21 protein-coding genes are annotated in these 18331 nt (G+C 59.8%); 10 read left to right on the forward strand and 11 right to left on the reverse strand.

What is annotated here, in order from left to right:
• Positions 1 to 25 precede the first annotated feature (25 nt).
• Complete coding sequence (locus A9G06_RS06475) at positions 26 to 607, reverse strand: YjaG family protein (RefSeq protein ID WP_021231718.1); 582 nt, start codon at positions 605 to 607, stop codon at positions 26 to 28.
• Positions 608 to 769: 162 nt separating this feature from the next.
• Between A9G06_RS06475 and A9G06_RS06480 the strand changes: the two genes are divergently transcribed.
• Complete coding sequence (locus tag A9G06_RS06480) at positions 770 to 1714, forward strand: D-2-hydroxyacid dehydrogenase (protein ID WP_069554636.1); 945 nt, start codon at positions 770 to 772, stop codon at positions 1712 to 1714.
• Positions 1715 to 1785: 71 nt separating this feature from the next.
• On the opposite strand, the gene mepM is transcribed toward A9G06_RS06480, so the two are convergent.
• A complete protein-coding gene (gene mepM, locus A9G06_RS06485; protein WP_064339376.1) occupies positions 1786 to 3123 on the reverse strand; it encodes a murein DD-endopeptidase MepM in 1338 nt (445 codons plus the stop codon).
• A 260-nt stretch (positions 3124 to 3383) separates the two neighbouring features.
• Here mepM and A9G06_RS06490 point away from each other — a divergent pair, with 260 nt between their 5' ends.
• A complete protein-coding gene (locus tag A9G06_RS06490) occupies positions 3384 to 4682 on the forward strand; it encodes a LapD/MoxY N-terminal periplasmic domain-containing protein (RefSeq protein ID WP_069554637.1) in 1299 nt (432 codons plus the stop codon).
• A complete protein-coding gene (locus tag A9G06_RS06495) occupies positions 4679 to 5620 on the forward strand; it encodes a TAXI family TRAP transporter solute-binding subunit (protein ID WP_069554638.1) in 942 nt (313 codons plus the stop codon). The genes A9G06_RS06490 and A9G06_RS06495 overlap by 4 nt, the downstream gene beginning before the upstream one ends.
• Here the strand turns inward: A9G06_RS06495 and A9G06_RS06500 are convergent.
• Together A9G06_RS06500 and znuA are read right to left on the reverse strand one after the other, a co-directional pair.
• Positions 5615 to 6289 carry a transglutaminase-like cysteine peptidase gene (locus A9G06_RS06500; RefSeq protein WP_069554639.1) on the reverse strand — a complete coding sequence of 225 codons (675 nt, stop codon included), beginning with the start codon at positions 6287 to 6289 and terminating at the stop codon, positions 5615 to 5617. The two genes, A9G06_RS06495 and A9G06_RS06500, sit on opposite strands and share 6 nt — an antisense overlap.
• A gap of 67 nt (positions 6290 to 6356) precedes the next feature.
• A complete protein-coding gene (gene znuA, locus A9G06_RS06505) occupies positions 6357 to 7295 on the reverse strand; it encodes a zinc ABC transporter substrate-binding protein ZnuA (RefSeq protein ID WP_069554640.1) in 939 nt (312 codons plus the stop codon).
• Positions 7296 to 7388: 93 nt separating this feature from the next.
• Here znuA and znuC point away from each other — a divergent pair, with 93 nt between their 5' ends.
• On the forward strand, positions 7389 to 8165 hold the full coding sequence (znuC, locus tag A9G06_RS06510) for a zinc ABC transporter ATP-binding protein ZnuC (protein WP_005354861.1): 777 nt from the start codon (positions 7389 to 7391) through the stop codon (positions 8163 to 8165).
• 21 nt (positions 8166 to 8186) lie between these two features.
• Positions 8187 to 8966, forward strand: a complete 780-nt coding sequence (gene znuB / locus A9G06_RS06515) for a zinc ABC transporter permease subunit ZnuB (protein ID WP_043849673.1) — start codon at positions 8187 to 8189, stop codon at positions 8964 to 8966.
• Between the two features lie 7 nt (positions 8967 to 8973).
• On the opposite strand, the gene A9G06_RS06520 is transcribed toward znuB, so the two are convergent.
• Positions 8974 to 9864: a LysR substrate-binding domain-containing protein gene (locus A9G06_RS06520; protein ID WP_042032621.1), complete on the reverse strand. Its 891-nt coding sequence runs from the start codon at positions 9862 to 9864 to the stop codon at positions 8974 to 8976.
• A gap of 91 nt (positions 9865 to 9955) precedes the next feature.
• Between A9G06_RS06520 and A9G06_RS06525 the strand changes: the two genes are divergently transcribed.
• The gene (locus tag A9G06_RS06525) at positions 9956 to 10813 is read left to right on the forward strand and encodes a DMT family transporter (protein WP_041209234.1); all 858 of its coding nucleotides are present in this window, start codon (positions 9956 to 9958) and stop codon (positions 10811 to 10813) included.
• A 3-nt stretch (positions 10814 to 10816) separates the two neighbouring features.
• On the opposite strand, the gene A9G06_RS06530 is transcribed toward A9G06_RS06525, so the two are convergent.
• On the reverse strand, positions 10817 to 11404 hold the full coding sequence (locus A9G06_RS06530; RefSeq protein WP_069554641.1) for a uracil-DNA glycosylase family protein: 588 nt from the start codon (positions 11402 to 11404) through the stop codon (positions 10817 to 10819).
• A gap of 102 nt (positions 11405 to 11506) precedes the next feature.
• Here A9G06_RS06530 and rarD point away from each other — a divergent pair, with 102 nt between their 5' ends.
• The gene (gene rarD, locus A9G06_RS06535; protein ID WP_069554642.1) at positions 11507 to 12397 is read left to right on the forward strand and encodes an EamA family transporter RarD; all 891 of its coding nucleotides are present in this window, start codon (positions 11507 to 11509) and stop codon (positions 12395 to 12397) included.
• Here the strand turns inward: rarD and A9G06_RS06540 are convergent.
• Positions 12379 to 13113: an ABC transporter substrate-binding protein gene (locus A9G06_RS06540; RefSeq protein WP_069554643.1), complete on the reverse strand. Its 735-nt coding sequence runs from the start codon at positions 13111 to 13113 to the stop codon at positions 12379 to 12381. The two genes, rarD and A9G06_RS06540, sit on opposite strands and share 19 nt — an antisense overlap.
• 44 nt (positions 13114 to 13157) lie before the next feature.
• On the opposite strand from A9G06_RS06540, the gene A9G06_RS06545 reads away from it, so the two are divergent.
• Complete coding sequence (locus A9G06_RS06545; RefSeq protein WP_069554644.1) at positions 13158 to 13502, forward strand: GIY-YIG nuclease family protein; 345 nt, start codon at positions 13158 to 13160, stop codon at positions 13500 to 13502.
• 90 nt (positions 13503 to 13592) lie between these two features.
• On the opposite strand, the gene pspG is transcribed toward A9G06_RS06545, so the two are convergent.
• The 4 genes from pspG to A9G06_RS06565 all read right to left on the reverse strand — a co-directional run bounded on the left by pspG (position 13593) and on the right by A9G06_RS06565 (position 15670).
• Positions 13593 to 13811, reverse strand: coding sequence for an envelope stress response protein PspG (gene pspG, locus A9G06_RS06550; RefSeq protein WP_005335871.1), 219 nt, complete (start codon positions 13809 to 13811; stop codon positions 13593 to 13595).
• 48 nt (positions 13812 to 13859) lie between these two features.
• A complete protein-coding gene (locus A9G06_RS06555; RefSeq protein WP_043826074.1) occupies positions 13860 to 14066 on the reverse strand; it encodes a PspC domain-containing protein in 207 nt (68 codons plus the stop codon).
• A gap of 2 nt (positions 14067 to 14068) precedes the next feature.
• The gene (pspA, locus tag A9G06_RS06560) at positions 14069 to 14731 is read right to left on the reverse strand and encodes a phage shock protein PspA (RefSeq protein WP_019446683.1); all 663 of its coding nucleotides are present in this window, start codon (positions 14729 to 14731) and stop codon (positions 14069 to 14071) included.
• A 210-nt stretch (positions 14732 to 14941) separates the two neighbouring features.
• Entirely contained in the window at positions 14942 to 15670 is a 729-nt protein-coding gene (locus A9G06_RS06565) for a 1-acylglycerol-3-phosphate O-acyltransferase (protein WP_069554645.1), read from the reverse strand.
• A gap of 186 nt (positions 15671 to 15856) precedes the next feature.
• Between A9G06_RS06565 and A9G06_RS06570 the strand changes: the two genes are divergently transcribed.
• Positions 15857 to 16234, forward strand: a complete 378-nt coding sequence (locus A9G06_RS06570) for a hypothetical protein (protein WP_069554703.1) — start codon at positions 15857 to 15859, stop codon at positions 16232 to 16234.
• Between the two features lie 52 nt (positions 16235 to 16286).
• Entirely contained in the window at positions 16287 to 18329 is a 2043-nt protein-coding gene (locus A9G06_RS06575) for a protein-disulfide reductase DsbD (protein ID WP_069554646.1), read from the forward strand.
• Positions 18330 to 18331: the final 2 nt, after the last annotated feature.

An 18331-nucleotide genomic window follows, 5' to 3' on the forward strand; every position in this document is an offset into this window, starting at 1 on the left:
TTGTTCTATCAGGGGTCGTAGAGGATTACTCTTCCAGGCTGATCCCGATATTGGAGACGCCATCCTGAGAGGCAAATGCTCTGATGGCCAGGATTCGATCGCTGTCGCGTTCATGGGCAACCCGCTTGAGCAGTTCAACCTGGAACTCCAGTTCGGCTTCCATGTACTCGTGCTCGTAGAGCTCCTCTTCGGTCAGATCCCGCTCTTCCAGCAGCTCGATAAAACCGGCCACGGTACCGACTGACGCATGGCTGGCATCGTTGGCCTCTTCGCCGACCCGGCAGATCACTGAGTTGTAGGCGCAGCCCAGCGCAACACAGGCATCCAGCGCAGGATAGGCACCGTAGGATTCAAACTTGCGGGGATCCGGAATGTGAGACTCGAACTCTTCGAGAATGGCCCCCAGATTGACACGGGATCCCTTGACGGTGAGGTAGACCCACATCTGATCCAGCGCATGCCGGAAAGCGCCTGCATTGCCAAAGCCGGAAGCCTGACAGAACAGGGCATAGTTGGGGTACATGCGCTCTGCCAGCGCCAGGGTGTAGACGGTCTGTTGCCAAGGCTGTAGCTCGGCCAGTCGCTTATAAAACTTGTCACCAAACACTGGAGTCGGATCCTTTGCAAAATGTGGGGCAGATTGTAGCCCACGAGGGGCGCGGCGAAAACGAAAAAGCGCCCTGGTCGGCTATGTTGCGATATGAAGTCAGGTAAGATGGGTCGAGAGCGGCATCTTGTTGCGCCGCAAATTCTGATAAGGAACAAGAGTATGAGCCAACGTACCCTTCTTTTGCTCAGCCAGGATAATGCTCACTACGAACGGCTGCTCAAGGCCGCCAACCTCCCCCATCTGCGCATTCTGCGGGCCGATAACCAGAGCGATGCCGAAAAACTGATTGGCGAAGCCCATATTCTGATGGCCGAACCGGCCCGTGCCAAACCGCTACTGCCCAAAGCCAACAAGCTGAGCTGGTTCCAGTCCACCTATGCGGGAGTCGATGTGCTGCTCGACCCTGATAGTCGCCGTGATTATCAGCTCACCAATGTGCACGGCATCTTCGGCCCGCTGATGAGCGAGTATGTCTTTGGTCATCTGCTCAGCCTGATGCGCCAAATCCCCCTTTATCGGGAGCAGCAGAAACAGCGACTGTGGCAAAGCCACCCCTATCAGGGCCTCAAGGGGCGCACCATGCTGATCCTGGGGACCGGCAGCATTGGTCAGCATATAGCCCACACCGGCAAACATTTTGGCATGAAGGTGCTGGGCATCAGCCGCAGCGGTCGGGAGCGGGCCGGGTTTGATCAGGTTTATCAACTACCTGCGCTCAACAAGATGCTGGCGCAGGCCGATGTCATCGTCAGCGTGCTGCCAGCCACCCGCGATACCCGTCATCTGTTCAATGCCGCCCGCTTCGAACACTGCAAACCGGGCGCCATCCTGTTCAACGTCGGTCGTGGCAGCGCAGTGCACTCTGGCGATTTGCTCACTGCACTGCGTACCGGCAAGCTGGCGATGGCGGTGCTGGATGTGTTCGAGCAGGAGCCGCTGCCCGCCGACAGTCCACTGTGGGGCCAACCCAACCTCATCGTCACCCCCCACAACAGCGCCTACAGCTTCCCGGATGATGTAGCCCAGATCTTTGTGCGCAACTACATCCGCTTTATCGATGGCCAGCCACTGGATGGCAAAATCGACTTCGACAAGGGTTACTAACCCTCACTGCGCATGTCAAAAGGCCCCGCCAATCTGGCGGGGCCTTTCATTTCAGGCGGTGACAACAGGTATCAACCCGCAGCCAGCTCCTTGCGGTAGCTCTTCACCTTGGCAAGGAATTGACGACGCTCCTTGCCGCTCAGGGGTTCAGCCATCGGCAGCTTGGCAGTCATGGCATTGACCGGGCGGTTGTTGATCCGCAGCTCGTAGTGCAGGTGAGCACCGGTAGAACGACCTGTGTTGCCGGAGAGGCCGATCTTGTCGCCCATCTTCACTCGCTGACCGGTTTTGACCAGCAGCTTGCTCAGGTGCAGATAACGGGTAGAGAGAGTACGGCCATGCTTGATGACGACATAGGTACCTGCCAGCGGGTGGCTGGTTGCCTTCTGGACGATACCATCACCAGTCGCCAGCACTGGCGTGCCCACCGGTACAGCGAAGTCGGTGCCCTCGTGAGGACGCACCATACCGGTTACCGGATGTTTGCGCGCCGGGTTGAAATTGGAGCTGATCCGATAGCGGCTGTGGGTCGGGTAGCGGCGGAATCCGCGCTCCAGACTGTTGCCCTGGCCGTCATAGTAGTTGCCGTCATCGGAGAGCCAGGCTGACACCGTCTTGCCCTGGCTGGTCACTTCTACACCCAGCAGCTGGCTGTTGCCAGTGCTCTTGCCTTCCACCGTCTCCTGGCGGACCAGCACTTTGAACTTGTCGCCCTTCTGCAGATCCTTGGCGAAATTCATCCGCCACTGGAACAGGTTGGCAATTTTCTGGATATGGTTGGCCGGAATCCCCGCATTGCGGGCACTGACATAGAAGCTGCCGTTGATCACGCCGTTGTAACGCTGCGGTTGCCACTCGACCTTCTCATTGATCATGGAGGCAGTATAGGCATCATCGCTGCGTGCCATCACCAGCGTCTGCTTGATGTTCAGGCGGATTTTGAGTTGCTGCAGGATGTTGTCCTGATCGATCAACAGCTCGATATTCTGGCCCGGCTTGAGGCGCGCCAGATAGTTCTTGTTGTCCGCGTCCAGCACCTTGTAGAGGGTGGTGGTGGAGAGACCGAGATTGTTAAAAATGGCGGTCAGGTTTTCGCCGTTGCGGACCCGGTAATCCTGCCACTGGGGAGTGGTGTCGACCGGGATGTCGTCATCCGGCGCACTCTGATCAACCAGTTCGTGATCGGGAATTTCGTTAAAGTCGGTGTTGTTTTCGTTGGTTGCCGTACCGGCGGTATCAATGGGCAACTCAAGACGCAGCGGCCGCTCGAGGATGTCACCCGGAGCTGGCAATAATGCCACTGCTGACAGGGTCATGGCCGTCAGCATCAGCATGGCGTAAAAGTGTTTGCGGGGAACCGGTGGTTCCCAATTGGCAGCCTGTACTACCAAGGGACGGAGACGTTTCATCCGCTATCCTGTATTTAGATCTAAAGAGTGTGAGTTGCGATGTCAGTTGTGACAAAACCGTATAAAACTGTTTGTTGGACACAAATAGTTACAAATAGTTCATCACAATCTGCATGAACCTCACATTTTATGCATAACCCGCCCGGATGGGCAGAAATGATCGTCTTTTTTAACCATTTTTTCCTATTTTTAAGAACCGGGTCGGATTCGATACTGAATAGAAACCTGGAATGTTGCGATAACTTTTCCATGGAGTGGATATGTCGTTAGCAAAACTGTTAATCAGAATAATTGTCGTCCTGTTCCTGATCGGTGCAGCGCTGCTGTTTGCACTGGAAGTCACGACGGTCCGCCAATCCATCCTCGACCAGATGTCAGCCAACCTGGAAACCGCCATCACCGCTCTCGGGCTGGTGCTGCAAGGAACCCTGCTCAATGACGACAATGTGCTGGCCGAGACCATCGTCAATGCCATGTTTGATGGCGGTTTCGTCAGCTCGGTCACCCTGATCGATCCTGATGGCCAGTTGCTGTTTCAGAAGGCATTCCACTCTACCCAGCAAAATGTCCCCGGCTGGCTTCCCTCGGTTATCGGCATGCCCCCCGTCAAAATTGAGCAAGAGTTGACCGATGGCTGGCGCATGCTGGGCACTCTGACCCTTGAGGGGCATAGCGGCTACGCCTATCAGCATCTGTGGAATGCCATCAGTCGCACCGGTCTGGCGCTGCTGGCGGGCCTCGTCGTATTTACCCTGATCATCTCCCTGGTGTGCCAACGCCTGCTGCAGCCCCTGGAGCAGATCAACCTGCAGCTGATCCGTATCCGCAAACACCAGTTCAACAGCACCCTGCCCACTCCCTGGTTGCAAGACCTCAAAGAAGTGGCACTTTCCATCAACCAATTGGTTTCCGAACGCAAACGGGATCTGCTGCAACAACGACTCAAAATCACCCAGCTGGGAAAACAGCTGCCACTGACGACCCCACAGCCGCTGCAAGGAGTAAGCCCGCTGCCGGAAGGTGGGCAACTGCAAAAATTTGTCTCCACACAAGGGGAGATCGCGCTCTATCAGCGTTTCTTGCCCAGTCAACCCCTCGGTGCCGACAGCGAGCTCGCAACCATCCAGAGCGCCCTGCAACAGTGGCAGCACTCTCATATAGAAGGGATCTTGCTGCCCCTCTCCCTGCTCAATCACCCGCAATGGTCCGAGATTGCCCCTCTGCTAAGCCAGGGTCGAGGAAAAACACTGGATTGGCGCTGGGATGTAGCCACATTCCCCGCCCACGGCCAAGCCACATTGGCTGCGTTGCAGGAACAGGGGTGTGAGCTCGCCTTCAGCGCCATTCCCCTCAATGCAGATACCTTCAATCAACTTGACCCGCTCAATCCCATCTTTATCAGCTGTCAGCTGACCGATGCGCCGCTCTACTGGAATCTGCTCTCACAGACCATGCATGCCGCCGGTTATACCCTGCTGGCAGAATCGGGAGTGTGTCGCGACATCGACAAACTGCGGACCTGGGGTATCGATGGTTATGCCAAGGAGACGCAATCATGAAAAGGCTCGCCATGCTGTTGCCCCTACTGTGGCAACCCTGCCTGATGGCTGAAACCGTGACTCTCACTACCGGTGGTGAGCAGGGGATTTATCACCAGATAACCAAAGAGTTTTGTCGTCTGGCTCATGAGGTCGACGAGCAACTTGCGTGCACACTGCAGAGCTCATCGGGTTCAATAGAAAACCTGACGCGACTGAAGAGTGGCGAGTCCTCCTACGCCATGGTGCAGTCAGACTGGCTATATCAGGCAAGCCAGGGCTTGGGCCCTTTTGCCACGCAGCCGCAACCTGAGCTGCGCGCCCTGTTTGCCACCCATGCCGAGCCCTTCACCATAGTGATCCGTGCCGATGGCGATATCACTTCACTGGAACAGCTCAAGCTCGCCCCCATCGACATGGGGTTGAAGAGCTCGGGAACCCGCCAGACGGCGCTGACCCTGTTCAACATCTTGGGAGCGAAAGAACAGGATCTCGACCTGAAGAGCATGGCCAACCTGCCGGATGCTCTCTGTAGCAAGCAGATCGACGCATTTGCATTGGTGATGGGGCATCCCAACCGGATTGTGCTCGACACCGCCAAACGTTGCGCGGTCACTTTCCTCCCCATCGATGGGGCCACACGTGATCAGCTACTCAAAGGGGTCAAATATTACCAACGCAGTCAGGTGCCCGCCCGCATCTACCCCGGCAATCTGAAGGCGACGCCCACCTTTGCCATTGCTGCCACCCTGGTTACCAATGCCACCATGCCGGAAGAGTCTGTCTATCGTCTGACCAAGGCCATGCTGACCCAGCAGACCAAGTTCAATGAGCAGACTTATGGCTACGCCAATATGTTTCACCGGGCACGCAATAAAACCGGCCCGGTGCTGAGCATTGAACAGCATCCGGGCGCGGCGAAATATTTCGATGAGTTGAAGGCGGCGGGCAAGCTATAGCTGACGACGGGGAGAGCGCAGTTGCTCGCTGGAGAAACGGGTCTTCATCGATGTCCACTGCGCCAGCCGATCGGCACTCCCCGCCAGCGTCCCTTCCCGTCGTGACTTCATGATCCAGATGCTTTTGGCATCGAAGCTGTAGACGGGGATGAGATCGGTTCGCTTGCTGCCCGGCAGGATCCGGCTGTTGATGTTGTCTAGCACCATTGGGTCAGCCTTGGGTGTCGGGAAGTAGAGCGTCACCATGTGGAACTGGTTGTAACGCACCGCCTTGACGTAGGCCAGCCGCAGTTTCTTCTCATCCACCCCCAGCTCCATCAGGGTGTAGTACTTGGAGATGCTGTAATCCTCGCAATCCCCACCCCGGGCACCGATGAACTCCAGCGGATTGGCCCAGTAATCCTCATCCCCCCACAGCTTGGGATCCTCGCTGTAGGTGAGATTGTTGAAGTAGTTGTTCACCAGCTCGACCTTTTGCTGGTCGGTTGTACCCGCTCTGGGGGTGAGCAGGCGAGAGAATGCCTCGGCCCGCTGGATGGCCCGGCCACCATACACTTCCTGCAGCTTGGCCCGCAGATCCGGACTGGCAATATATTCGGAAAGACGCGAAGCCTGCACGTTGGCGCAACATAGCGCCAACGTGCAGACCGGGATCAACAACCATTTCATACCGGACACTCCATGTCAGATGCTGGAGGTCAGTATAGTCCCTCCGGATGAGAGGCTCAGCAGGCGATCAGCGACACTGGGCGAATGCGTCTGCCAGTTGTTGCATGAATTGGGGATAACCATCCGGGCCGAGTGGCACCTGTTCACCCACCTCATCCAGCAACAGTACCTTGGCGCCGGTATTGCGTGCCACCGATTCGATCACAGCCGGTGAGAATTGCGGCTCGGCATAAATGCAGCTCGCCTGCTTCTCTTCCAGTGCCTTGCGGATATCCACCAGGGTCTTGGCGCCCGGGCGACGCTCAGGGCTCACGGTAAAGTGACCTTTTGAACTCATGCCGTAGTGGCGCTCCCAGTAGCCATACGCCTCGTGGAAGACAAAGTACCCCTTCTCATTCACTGCCTTCATCTGGCCGGCAATCACCTTGTCCTTGGCATCCACCTTGGCATCAAATGCCGCGAGGTTGGCGTCATAGCGAGCCTGATTGGCCGGATCCAGCTTGCCCAATTCACTTGCGATCGCCTTGGCAATCACCTTGGCCTGCGTCGGGCCAAGCCAGATATGGGGATCGACCCCTTCGTGATGATGTCCCTCATGCCCTTCATCATGATCATGGTTACCGTGCTCGTGGGCGGCATGATCGTGATCATCATGGTCATGGGAGTCATGACTATCCTGAGTCGCGTAGTTGAAAAGCGGCATTCCCTCAACCTGAGTCAGGGCCAAAGCATAGGGATGATTGGCCAGCGGCTTGGCCATAAACCCTTCCAGCTCGGGGCCAACCCACACCACCAGCCCAGCACTGTTGATGCTGCGAATATCGGAAGGGCGCAGGGAAAAATCGTGGGGAGAAGCACCGGTCGGCAACAATACCTTGGGCTCGCTCACCCCGTCAGTGATCGCCGCAGCGATGAAGCCAAGGGGCTTGATGGTGGTCAGTACCTCAATGGCACGAACAGGCAAACTCACCGCCAGCAGGGCAGTGAAAAGCGCAATAATTCTCATTGGTGAATCTCGTCAGGGGGTGAGTATGTGATAATATAACAGCCGCTTTTTGTTATATTATAACTCTCACTGGCTGTAAACCCCGGAGTTGTCATGAGCCAACTGGTAGAGCTGAAAGAGGTCTCTCTCTCGTTTGATGGACGCTCTGTGCTCGACAAGGTCTCCTTTACCCTCAATAAAGGCAAAATCACCACGCTCGTCGGCCCCAACGGGGCGGGCAAGAGCACCCTGAGCAAGCTGGTGCTGGGTCTGCTCACCCCGGACTCGGGCAAGATCACCCGCAGCCGCGATCTGAGAGTCGGCTATGTGCCACAGCGCCTCTATCTGGATCCCACCCTGCCGCTGACGGTGCGCCGCTTCCTGCAACTGGGCAAAAATAGCCGCCTCTCCATCGAGGAAGCTCTGGCCCGGGTGGGCGCAGAGGGATTGCTGGAGAACCGGATGCAGAAGCTCTCCGGCGGTGAGATGCAGCGGGTGCTGCTGGCCCGCGCCCTGCTGGTCAAGCCCGAGCTGCTGGTACTGGACGAGCCGGTGCAAGGGGTCGATATCACCGGCCAGATAGAGCTCTACGCCCTCATCGGCCAGCTCGCCGCCGAGTTCAATTGCGCCGTGCTGATGGTCTCCCACGACCTGCATCTGGTGATGGCCAGCACCCACGAGGTGATCTGCCTCAATCGCCACGTCTGCTGTCATGGCGAGCCGGAAAGCGTGGCGCGCCACCCCGAATTTGCCCGACTGTTCGGGCGACCGGAGCAGGAGGTGCTGGCGGTCTATACCCACCATCACCACTGCGACGGCGAACACCATCATCATGAACCGCAGGCTCCCGTCATCCGCCTGCCCTCTCGCAACAACGCTCACAGCAAATAGCGCAAGCAACAGGACATTCAAGTGGACAGCTTTCTGTTATACGCCCTCGCGGCAGGTCTCGGCATCGCCCTGCTGGCCGGCCCCCTCGGCAGCTTCGTGGTATGGCGCAAGATGGCCTATTTTGGCGACACTCTCTCCCACGCCTGCCTGTTCGGCATCGCGCTGGGCATCCTGCTGCAGGTCGATCTCACCCTGGCGGTAGTGGTCTGCTGCCTTGCCATGGCGATGCTGCTGGTGATCATGAGCCGCAACCAGCAGGTAGCGACCGATACCCTGCTCGGGATTCTGGCCCACAGCGCCCTGTCCCTCGGTCTGGTTACCTTGAGTTTTATGGATAACGTGCGGGTGGATCTGATGGCCTACCTGTTTGGCGACCTGCTCTCGGTACAACCGATGGATCTGCTCTGGATCTATGGCGGTGGTGCGCTGGTGCTGCTCACCCTGTGGCGACTGTGGGATCCCCTGCTCTCCATGACCATCTCGGAAGAACTGGCGCGAGTTGAAGGGGTTCGGGTCGATGTGCTGCGCTGCGTGCTGATGCTGCTGATCGGGCTGGTGATCGCCGTAGCGATGAAGTTTGTCGGGGCGCTGATCATCACCTCCCTGCTGATCATCCCCGCCGCTACCGCCCGCCGTTTCAGCCAGACGCCGGAGCAGATGGCCGGCTTTGCCGCGCTGATCGGCTGCCTTGCCGTACTCGGCGGGCTGACCCTATCTTGGTATCAGGATACTCCGGCGGGCCCGTCAGTAGTGGTCTGTGCCACCAGCCTGTTTGTCCTAAGCCAGTTCAAGAAGGCTTGATACCACGCTAGAGCGGCATGCTCTGGCGTGTCTCCATCATCAGCCACTGGCGTAACCGGTTGATGGCAGGCTCATGGGCCCGTGAGCGCTTGCAGGTGAAATAGAAGGCATCCCCCGTCTCCAGCTGGTGTACCGGCAAGGCCACCAGCTGGGGATCATCGGGCCGCAACATGTAATCATTCACGAATGCCACTCCCTGATCCCAGGCCGCAGCCTCCATCGCCAGCAACACATGGCTGAAGTGGTGCATCCTCGCCTCGTCTGGTATCACCAAGCCACCCGCCTTGGCCCAGCGCTGCCAATCCTCCCCCCGCGCCTTGTAGATGGATTGCACTGATAGCAGCGGCAGTTGCCAGATGGCATCTGGCCACTCCCCCTCCACTTGCTGCAGCAAGCGGCGGCTGCAGACCGGAAAGAGCCGCTCCTGATAGATAAGGTCATGGCAGTAGCCCCGCCCGTGGGGTGAGACTGTGATAAAACAGTCAGCCACCCGATCGGAGAGCTCGGGATCCTCCGCTACCATCTCCAGACTCAGATCCAGCTCGGGATAGAGCTGGCGCAGTCCGGCCAACCGCGGGATCAGCCACTTCACCGCAAACGAGCTGTAGACCGCGAGGCGCAACCGCATCTCGCCGCCCCCGCGCAGCTGCTCGCTGCTCTGGGCAATCTGGCCGAGCCCGGCAGCAATCCCCTCAAAATAGCTCTCGCCCTGCGTCGTCAACGAGAGCAGCCGCCCCTGACGCAGCAGCAACCGCTCACCCAGAAAATCCTCCAGCAGGCGGATCTGGTGGCTGACTGCACTCTGGCTGACGTTCAGTTCAAGGGCGGCGCGGGAGAAGCTGAGCAGCCGAGCCACCACCTCGAAATATTGCACCGCACGCAGGGGAGGAAGCTTCATTATCTAAATATCTCATGGATGGTCATTTTTTATCATTTTACTGGATATCAACCGGCACGCTACCCTCCCCTCATCTGAAGTGGGAGGTGGTATGAATGCAGTGGGGATCGGCATCCTTTATCTAGTGCTGGGCAATATGGTGGCGGTTTTTTCCGATGCGCTGGTCAAGGTGCTGGAGCCGGATCAGCCCATCTTCCAGTTCGTCTTTTTCCGCCAGGTTTCTGCAGCCCTTCTGCTGATGCCCTGGCTGCTCTGGTCATGGCGCCGCAACCCGCCGGTGGCCATCAAGTGGCACCTGCTGCGGGCCCATATCTGGGCGGTCGGTGTCTGCCTGATGGTGGTCGCCCTCACCCGCTTGCCGCTCGCCACTGCCAATGCCCTCTTCTATGCCGCGCCCCTGATGATGGTGCCGCTGGCAGTGTGGATGGCAGGAGAGGCGATCTCGCGCCAGAAGGTGCTGACCGCAGTCATCGGGTTTATCGGGGTACTGATCGTGCTGCGCCCGACCGAAGTGAACTGGGCCGCACTGGCGGCGCTCGGGGTAGCGCTGTCGATGGCGCTCAACAATCTGCTGATCAAGCGGATCCCGCTCAAGCAGCCCATCGCCCAGACCCTGTTTTTCACCAACGTGCTGAGCATGCCCTTCATTCTCGCGCTGGCCTGGTGGGAAGGGGGCGACTGGCAGTGGCAGATGTGGTGGCCCGCCTTCGGCTCGTCGGCGCTGATCATGGTCTATGCGGGATTGTGCGTGGTGGCCTATCGCAAGGCGGAAGCGAGCAAGATCGCCTCGGCGGAATATACCGGTCTGCTGATGGCCGTCGCCATTGGGGTATGGCTGTTTGACGAGCAGCCGGGTCTGCCGCTGCTGCTGGGCTGTATCTGCATCGTCCTGCCGCTTATCGCCATGGCGCGCAGCAAGCCAAAGCCGCTGGCCGAGCCAGCGGTCTAATACTCAGGGTCGTTTCAGCAAAGGGGCGACCCTTTGCTGCAGATGAGGGATGACCTCCTGCTCGAACCAGGGATTCTTTTTGAGCCAGAGGGTGTTGCGCGGGGAGGGATGCGGCAGCGGCAACCAGCCGGGGCCATAGTCGGCCCAGCTGCGCACCGTCTCGGTCAGCGATCCCCTGGCCGCCTTGCCCAGATAGCGATGCTGGGCATATTGACCGATTAGCAGGGTCAACTCGATATTGGGCAGCAGCATCAGCACCTTGTCGTGCCAGGCAGGCGCGCACTCGGGTCTGGGCGGCAGGTCGCCCGACTTGCCCTTGCCGGGATAACAGAGCCCCATCGGCATAATCGCAATGCGTGATTCGTCGTAGAAGGTGGGTTTATCGACCCCGAGCCACTGACGCAAGCGATCGCCAGAGCGGTCATTCCACGGGATACCGCTGGCATGCACCTGAGTGCCAGGCGCCTGACCGATGATCAGCAGGCGGGCACTCTCGGCCCCGCGAATTACCGGCCGCGGCCCGAGCGGCAGATGCGCCTCGCACAGACGGCAGGCACGGATCTCTTCAAACAGGCTATCCAGTCGACTCATGAGCGCGATAGTAACAGAGTTTTCCACCAGATCTCGCTTGTGAAAGGGGTGGCCTCTATTTATTATTCACCGACAGATGTTTAATTTAATAAACAGGTAGAGATGAAAAACTGGCTAGGCACGGGCACGGCGACCCTCTCCTTCATCCTCTGGGGGATGCTGCCGCTCTATTATCAGTTCATGCCCGAGGTCAACATGTGGGAGCTCATCTCCCACCGCGTGCTCTGGTCGGTTGTCCTGCTTGGCGGCCTGTTTCTGCTGCTTGGCCACAAGGTGCCCTGGACACGGCTGCGCAGCGAGCCGCGCCAGCTCGGCCTCATTCTGCTGGCCGGCCCCGTTATGTCCATCAGCTGGTGCATGTTCACCTGGTGCCTCACCACAGGGCAGGTACTGACCACCAGTCTCGCCTTCTTCATGACGCCGCTGTTCAATATCGTATTCGCCGTCATCTTCCTGAAAGAACGGCTCACCCCGCAAAAACATCTGGCTGTCGCCCTGGCACTGGCGGGTCTCGCCTACATGCTCTTCTGCTACGGCCAGCTCCCCTGGTTCTCCCTCATCATGGGGGCCAACTTCGCCTGCTACGGTCTTATCAAGAAGAAGATCCACTACGACACCGGCACCAGCCTCTATCTGGAAGCCATGGTGCAACTGCCCGTCGCGCTGATCATCATCGGCACGCTGGCGTGGCACGGGGAAGGGGCATTCGTGAACGGGGATCTGGCCGACAAGCTGCTGCTGATGGGCAGTGCGCCCGCCACCCTGCTGCCGGTGGGGCTGTTCTGCTACGCAGTGGCGAGAACCCGGATGAGCACGGTGGGGCTGCTGCAATATATCGAGCCCAGCCTCGCTTTCCTGCTCGCCATCTACTGGTTTGGTGAGGCGCCGGACCCCATCAAGGCAGTCGGTTTCGCCTTTGTCTGGGCAGGTCTGCTGGTGAGCCTGTTGCCACTGCATCGGCTCAAGCGCCGTCCTCAGGGCGTACCGCGATAGGACTCCAGCACCTTGTGCCAACGGGGATCCCTGTCCATCTGCTCGGCGATGTCGTTGAGGGTGGCATGCAGCTCGGGACGGGATTTGGGCAGCAGGATATGGCGGGTATAGCTGGATTGGGGGAAGGGTGAGATAAACAGCTTGCCCTGATAGTGCTGTGCGTCGATGAAAAAGCCCAGCGATGAACCACTCACCAGCGTCACATCGATGCGGCCGCGCACCAGCAGCTCAAGATTGGTCTTCACCTTCTTGGCATCCTGACGCACCAGCTCCCCGCGGCCAGCCGCATCATCGATCCCCTGATAGCGGTAGCCCTCCGCCCCGCCAAACACCAGCCCCTTGAGGGAGTCAGGCCCGCGATAGGTGACCGGGTTGTCAATGTTCGAGACCAGCTCGTTGGTGTCGCGCATCACCGGAAAGGTCCAGAGATAGCGATCGCGATGGGGATCCCCCACCCAGGCCGGATTGACCCAGACCACCAGACCATCGAAGTCGGGATCTGCCATCTCCAGCGCCAGCCGGGCGCGATTGACCAGCCAGAGCTCGATTCTGGGTTCACCCCCCAGCTTTTCATTGAGATACTTGACCAACTCGCGGCTCAGCCCTGCATCCACTCCGGTGTTGAAGGGGGGATGCTGATGGTAATCGTAGAGACGGATCGTCTCCCCCAGAGCCGGGACCGACAACAGTAACCACAACCAAAACCAGACTCTCATCGCACCTCCTTGAGCTGCCTCTGAGTTTGGCACAGAGAATTTGAATGAGAGAACCCGCGACCACCACTCCAGCGCAGCAACCATCCGCCCCTTCCCGCTGGTCTGTCTATATGGTGCGAACTGCCACCGGCCTGCTCTATACCGGGATCAGCACGGATCCACTGCGCCGTCTGTACCAGCACCAGAGTGGCAAGGGCGCTCGCGCCCTGCGCGGCAAGGGGCCACTGACGCTGGCGTGGCAACAGGAAGTCGGCGAGAAGGGGGCGGCCCTGCGTATCGAATATCGCCTCAAGCAGCAGCCAAAATCCTTCAAGGAGCAGCTGATCCACAGCCCGGCACTCTGGCAGAGCTGGAGCCCCCAGTGGTTACCCGAAACGACCCGACCTTAAGGGATGCAGGCAAAAAAAGGCCACTCGATGAGTGGCCGGAAAGGGGAAATCAGGGAGCATCACACAACGTCTTGCACAACCTCAGGCGGGTTAGAGGTAGGTATTGGAACGCTTGCTGCGGTTGCTGATCAGCCAGCAAACCGCCAGCACCAGCAGCAACCAGGGTGCCAGCTTGATGATCAGAGCAAGCATGCCACCCAGCGCCCCAAGCAGCACAAACAGGCCGCTCACCAGCAACATGGCTACCAGGGTAAAACCGGTCAGTGCCATGACCAGCAGCACCACCAGCAATATGAAAAATTCCAGCATAACTTGCTCCTTATCAGTACCTTGTCTGCCGACTGGTCAACCCTTCGGTCAATCCAGCCAGCGCTTCAATTCATAACGGGGCGGCATCATCAGCACCGCCAGCAGATAGGCAGCCAGTGCCAGCGGCGGCATCAGGATCAGGGCGAGCAGTGCCACCACTCGCACCGTGACTCTGGAGACCCCCAACCGCCTGGCAATACCGGCGCAGACCCCGGTCAGCTTGCGATGCACCAGATCCTTGGGCCAGGGGCTCATGATTACACCTCCGCCTTCTGGCCTTTGAGGCGAGCAAGCTCGCGCTCGATCTCATCATTGAGCTCCAGCTCGCGGAACTGGGCCTCCAGCGAGGGATTCTGCCCCAGGGTGGCCGCCTCCAGCTGGGCTTCCAGCTGATCGACCCGGCCCTGAAAACCGTCAAAGCGCGCCATCAGCTCATGCATGCGCTGGTTGTCCACCTGGGCGCGGGCACGAATGCGGCTGTGGGCGGTCTGCTCGCGCAAGGTCAGCAGTTTCTGCTTCTCGCGCGCCTCGGTCAGCTTGGCCGCCAGCCGTTCGCTGTCGGCGGTAAGCTGGGCCAGCACCTCGGCTACCCGGGCCTTGTCCTGCTCCAGCTGTTCACATTTTTTGACCTCCGCCAGCTTCTCGGTGAGGGCGGCGCGGGCCAGATCCTCACGTCCCTTCTGGATGGCGAGCTCGGCCTTGGCCGACCACTCCAGGATCTGCGCCTGCAACGCCTGCTGATGGCGCTCCAGCTGTTTTTGCTCGGCGATGACGCGAGCGGCCTGGGTACGCATCTCGACCTGCACCTGCTCCATCTCTTCGATCATCAGGCGCAGCATCTTCTCCGGCTCTTCACTCTTGTCGAGCAGGCTGTGCAGGTTGGCATTTATCACGTCGGTCAAGCGGCTGAATACGCTCATGGTCTGGCTCCTTGTTGATGGGATGGCTATCTCTTCCCATTGCATTACAAGAGCCGTGCCAAGAAAAATTATTGTTTTTTTACATATAGATGGGAATTTACTGAGGAAATTCAAGAAGAGATTGTTGGTGAGAATAGCCAACCAAGTGGTGATTTTCACCAACAAAAAAGGGAGCCTGTGGCTCCCTTGTCGATTCGTCTGCGTTATCCGTCAGGCGGCGTGGCTGTGGCCCAGCTTGCTGTCAAGTTCGGTCAGCTTGGCCTCCATCCGGGCGCGGCAGGTGTCGGAGAGATCGCGAATGCCGCTGGCACCGTGCTCCTTGCTGCAGACCGGCGCCATCACCTCCACCAGCACTTCGCCGTTGTCCCAGCGATTGAGGTCGACCTGACCAAAGTAGCTGGAGCAGACGATGGGTACCACGGGGACTTCAGCCTGTACCGCAGTGTGGAAAGCGCCCGCCTTGAACGGCAGCAGGCCACGTCCCTGGGAACGGGTCCCTTCCGGGAACATCCAGATGGAGGTGCCGCGGTTCTTGATGCGATCCACCACCTGACCTATGGTGCCGATGGCACGGGAGCGGTTGGAGCGGTCGATCAGCACGTTGCCGGAGAGCCAGAATATAAGGCCAAACAGCGGCAGCCAGAGCAGGCTCTTTTTGCCCACTGCCACCACGCCAGGCTGCACCGCACCGGTCACGGTGAAGATGTCGAAGTTGCTCTGGTGGTTGCAGACGTAGACCGCCGGGCCGACCGATTTGACCTCGTCGGCCACCGTCACCTTGACTCGCAGCCCGATCAGCGGGCAGACCGCGTGATACATGCGGGCGAAGACATAGACGTTGTTGGGATGGCGCGGACGAGCCAGACAGAGCAGCAGGCCGAACAGGAACCAGAAAATGAGCAGCAGACCAAGCAGCAGCACACGGGCAATTTTGAGCATCGAACACCTCGAGTTTTAACTCGCCGCAGTATACTGATCCCCCTTTTAGCGAACAAGCGTTCGCCAAACAGAACCGACCACACGGCGCCATGCCGTCACCCGCCTCAGCGCTCATAAAACGGGCAGCAACTTGCCCCACCCGCCATTGGCCGTTAGGATGTGGCCATCTTGATGAACGGGGCGAGCATGATTCACCAACAACGCGTGGCGAAACGACTCCTGCTGCTGGTCTGCCTGCTGGTGCTCAATTGCGCGGCCCAGCCGCTGGCCCGGCTTGCCCTGCTCGATCACGCCCTCAGCTGTCAGGCGCTGCCCGTTCCAAGCTCGGCAACGGATCAAGAGAATGCCAAACCGGTCAGCCCGCAGCCCACCAGCTGCCAGCTCAATGGCAAATGGCTGAGCGCCGCCACCCTGCTCTGCGTCGAACAGCTCTTCTTTGCCGTGGCCGTGCTGATCGCCCTGCTGGCCCCCCTTTGGCGCTACACACCGCCACTGCCCCCTCCCAGAGTCATCTCGCCGCCCGAGCGGCGTCTGCACCTCACCCTGTGCGTCTGGCGGGAATGAGTTCGGCAGCGTTCTTTCGTTAGCTGTCACTCATTTTTGCGAGACTAAAAAGATGTCGAATCTCTTCAAGGCGGCCCTGCTACTGGGCGGTCTGCTGTGGCAATCCATGGGATTGGCCAGCGACACGGGCTGGCTCACCAGCCCACAGAATGATCACGCCCGGGTACGGCTGCAGGCCGACCGCGGCACGGCAGATCAGACCCGCATCCTGCTCGATGTCGAGCTGGAGTCGGGCTGGAAGACCTACTGGCACAGTCCGGGAGAAGGGGGGATTGCCCCCCAGATCCTGTGGGATGAGCCGGTCGGTGCCTTTCAGTGGCGCTGGCCGGTGCCACGCCACTTCGAGGTAGCCGGGCTCAGCACCCAGGGTTATCAGGGGGAGGTGACCTTCCCTCTGAGCCTCAACTATCCCGCCGGGCAACCGCTCAAGGGGACTCTACGCCTCTCCACCTGCAGCAATGTCTGCATCCTGACCGACTTTCCCTTCACCCTCGCGGTGGATGGGCGAGCGCCAGCCGGTTTTGACTTCGGCTGGGCCAAGGCCATCAGCAACCTGCCCCAGCCGCTGCCTGCCGACACCCGGGTCGAGCTCGGTTATCAGCACAACCAGCTGCAACTGCGCGCCGAGCGGGCAGAGGGCTGGCAATCACCAGCGCTCTTCATCGACGCTCTGGAGGGGGCCGAGTTTGGCAAACCGGCGCTTGAGGTCGAGGGCAACACCCTGATCGCCCGGGTGCCGGTGAGCGACGGCTGGCAGGGAGATGCGCCGGATCTGAGCGGTCAATCCCTCGGCCTGCTGCTCACCAGTGGCGAACAGGCGTGGCAGAGCAAGGGGACGATCGGCGCGCCACTCGCACTGCCCGGCCAGAGCCATCCGCTGTTCTGGCTGCTGGGGGCGGCGCTGCTCGGCGGCCTGATCCTCAACCTGATGCCCTGCGTGCTGCCGGTGCTGGCACTCAAGCTGGGAACTGTGTTGCAACATCAGGAGCGTGAACAGGGAACGGTGCGCAAGCAGTTCCTCGCCGCCAGCGCCGGGATCATCGCCTCCTTCTGGGTGCTGGCGGCCATGAGCAGCCTGCTACGCGCCACGCAAGGGGCCGTTGGCTGGGGCATCCAGTTCCAGAGCGCCGGTTTTATCGGCTTGATGGTGCTGGTCACCCTGCTGTTTTGCGCCAACCTGTTGGGGCTGTTCGAGATCCGCCTGCCCAGCGCCCTCAGCACCCGCCTCGCCACCAGCGGCGGCAACGGCCTCGGCGGTCACTTCCTGCAGGGGAGCTTCGCCACTCTGCTGGCGACCCCCTGCTCGGCCCCCTTCCTCGGCACTGCCGTGGCCTTTGCGCTGGCGGCGCCCCTTGGTCAGCTCTGGCTGATCTTCACGGCATTGGGGATTGGCATGAGCCTACCCTGGCTGCTGGTGGCGGCCCTGCCACGACTCGCCCTCTGGCTGCCGAAACCGGGGCGCTGGATGAACCATCTGCGCATCCTGCTCGGCCTGATGATGCTGGGCTCCAGCCTCTGGCTCACCAGCCTGCTCGACAACCATCTCGGCAGCTATGCCACCGGCTGGCTGATGGTTGCCATGCTGCTGGCACTGCTGATTGGCATCATCTGGCGTTACGGCATCCGCGGCTTCACGCTGGCGATCGCCCTCGCCGCCCTGATTGGCAGCCCCCTGCTGCTGAGCGGTGCCTTTAGCGCACAGGACTCGGCCAGCGTTGACAAGGTGGTCTGGCAGCCGCTCTCTGAGCGCGCCATCACAGATGCGCTGGCCCAGAACAAACGGGTCTTTATCGATGTCACCGCCGACTGGTGCGTTACCTGCAAGGCCAACAAATACAACGTGTTGCTGCGCGATGAGGTACAACAGGCCCTCTCGGCCCCCGATGTGGTGGCCCTGCGCGGCGACTGGAGCAAACCAAGCGACACCATCGCAGCCTTCTTGCGTAAGCGGGGCGCGGCGGCCGTTCCCTTCAACCAGATTTACGGCCCGGAGTTGCCGCAGGGGGTCACACTGTCACCCCTGCTCGACAAGGACGATCTGCTGACCACATTGCACAAGGCTGGCCTGCTTCAGGCTGGCTCCACCCGATTTTAAGG

The organism is Aeromonas sp. DNP9 (assembly GCF_001728955.1).
In the GTDB taxonomy this organism is placed as follows: Bacteria; Pseudomonadota; Gammaproteobacteria; order Enterobacterales; family Aeromonadaceae; genus Aeromonas; species Aeromonas veronii.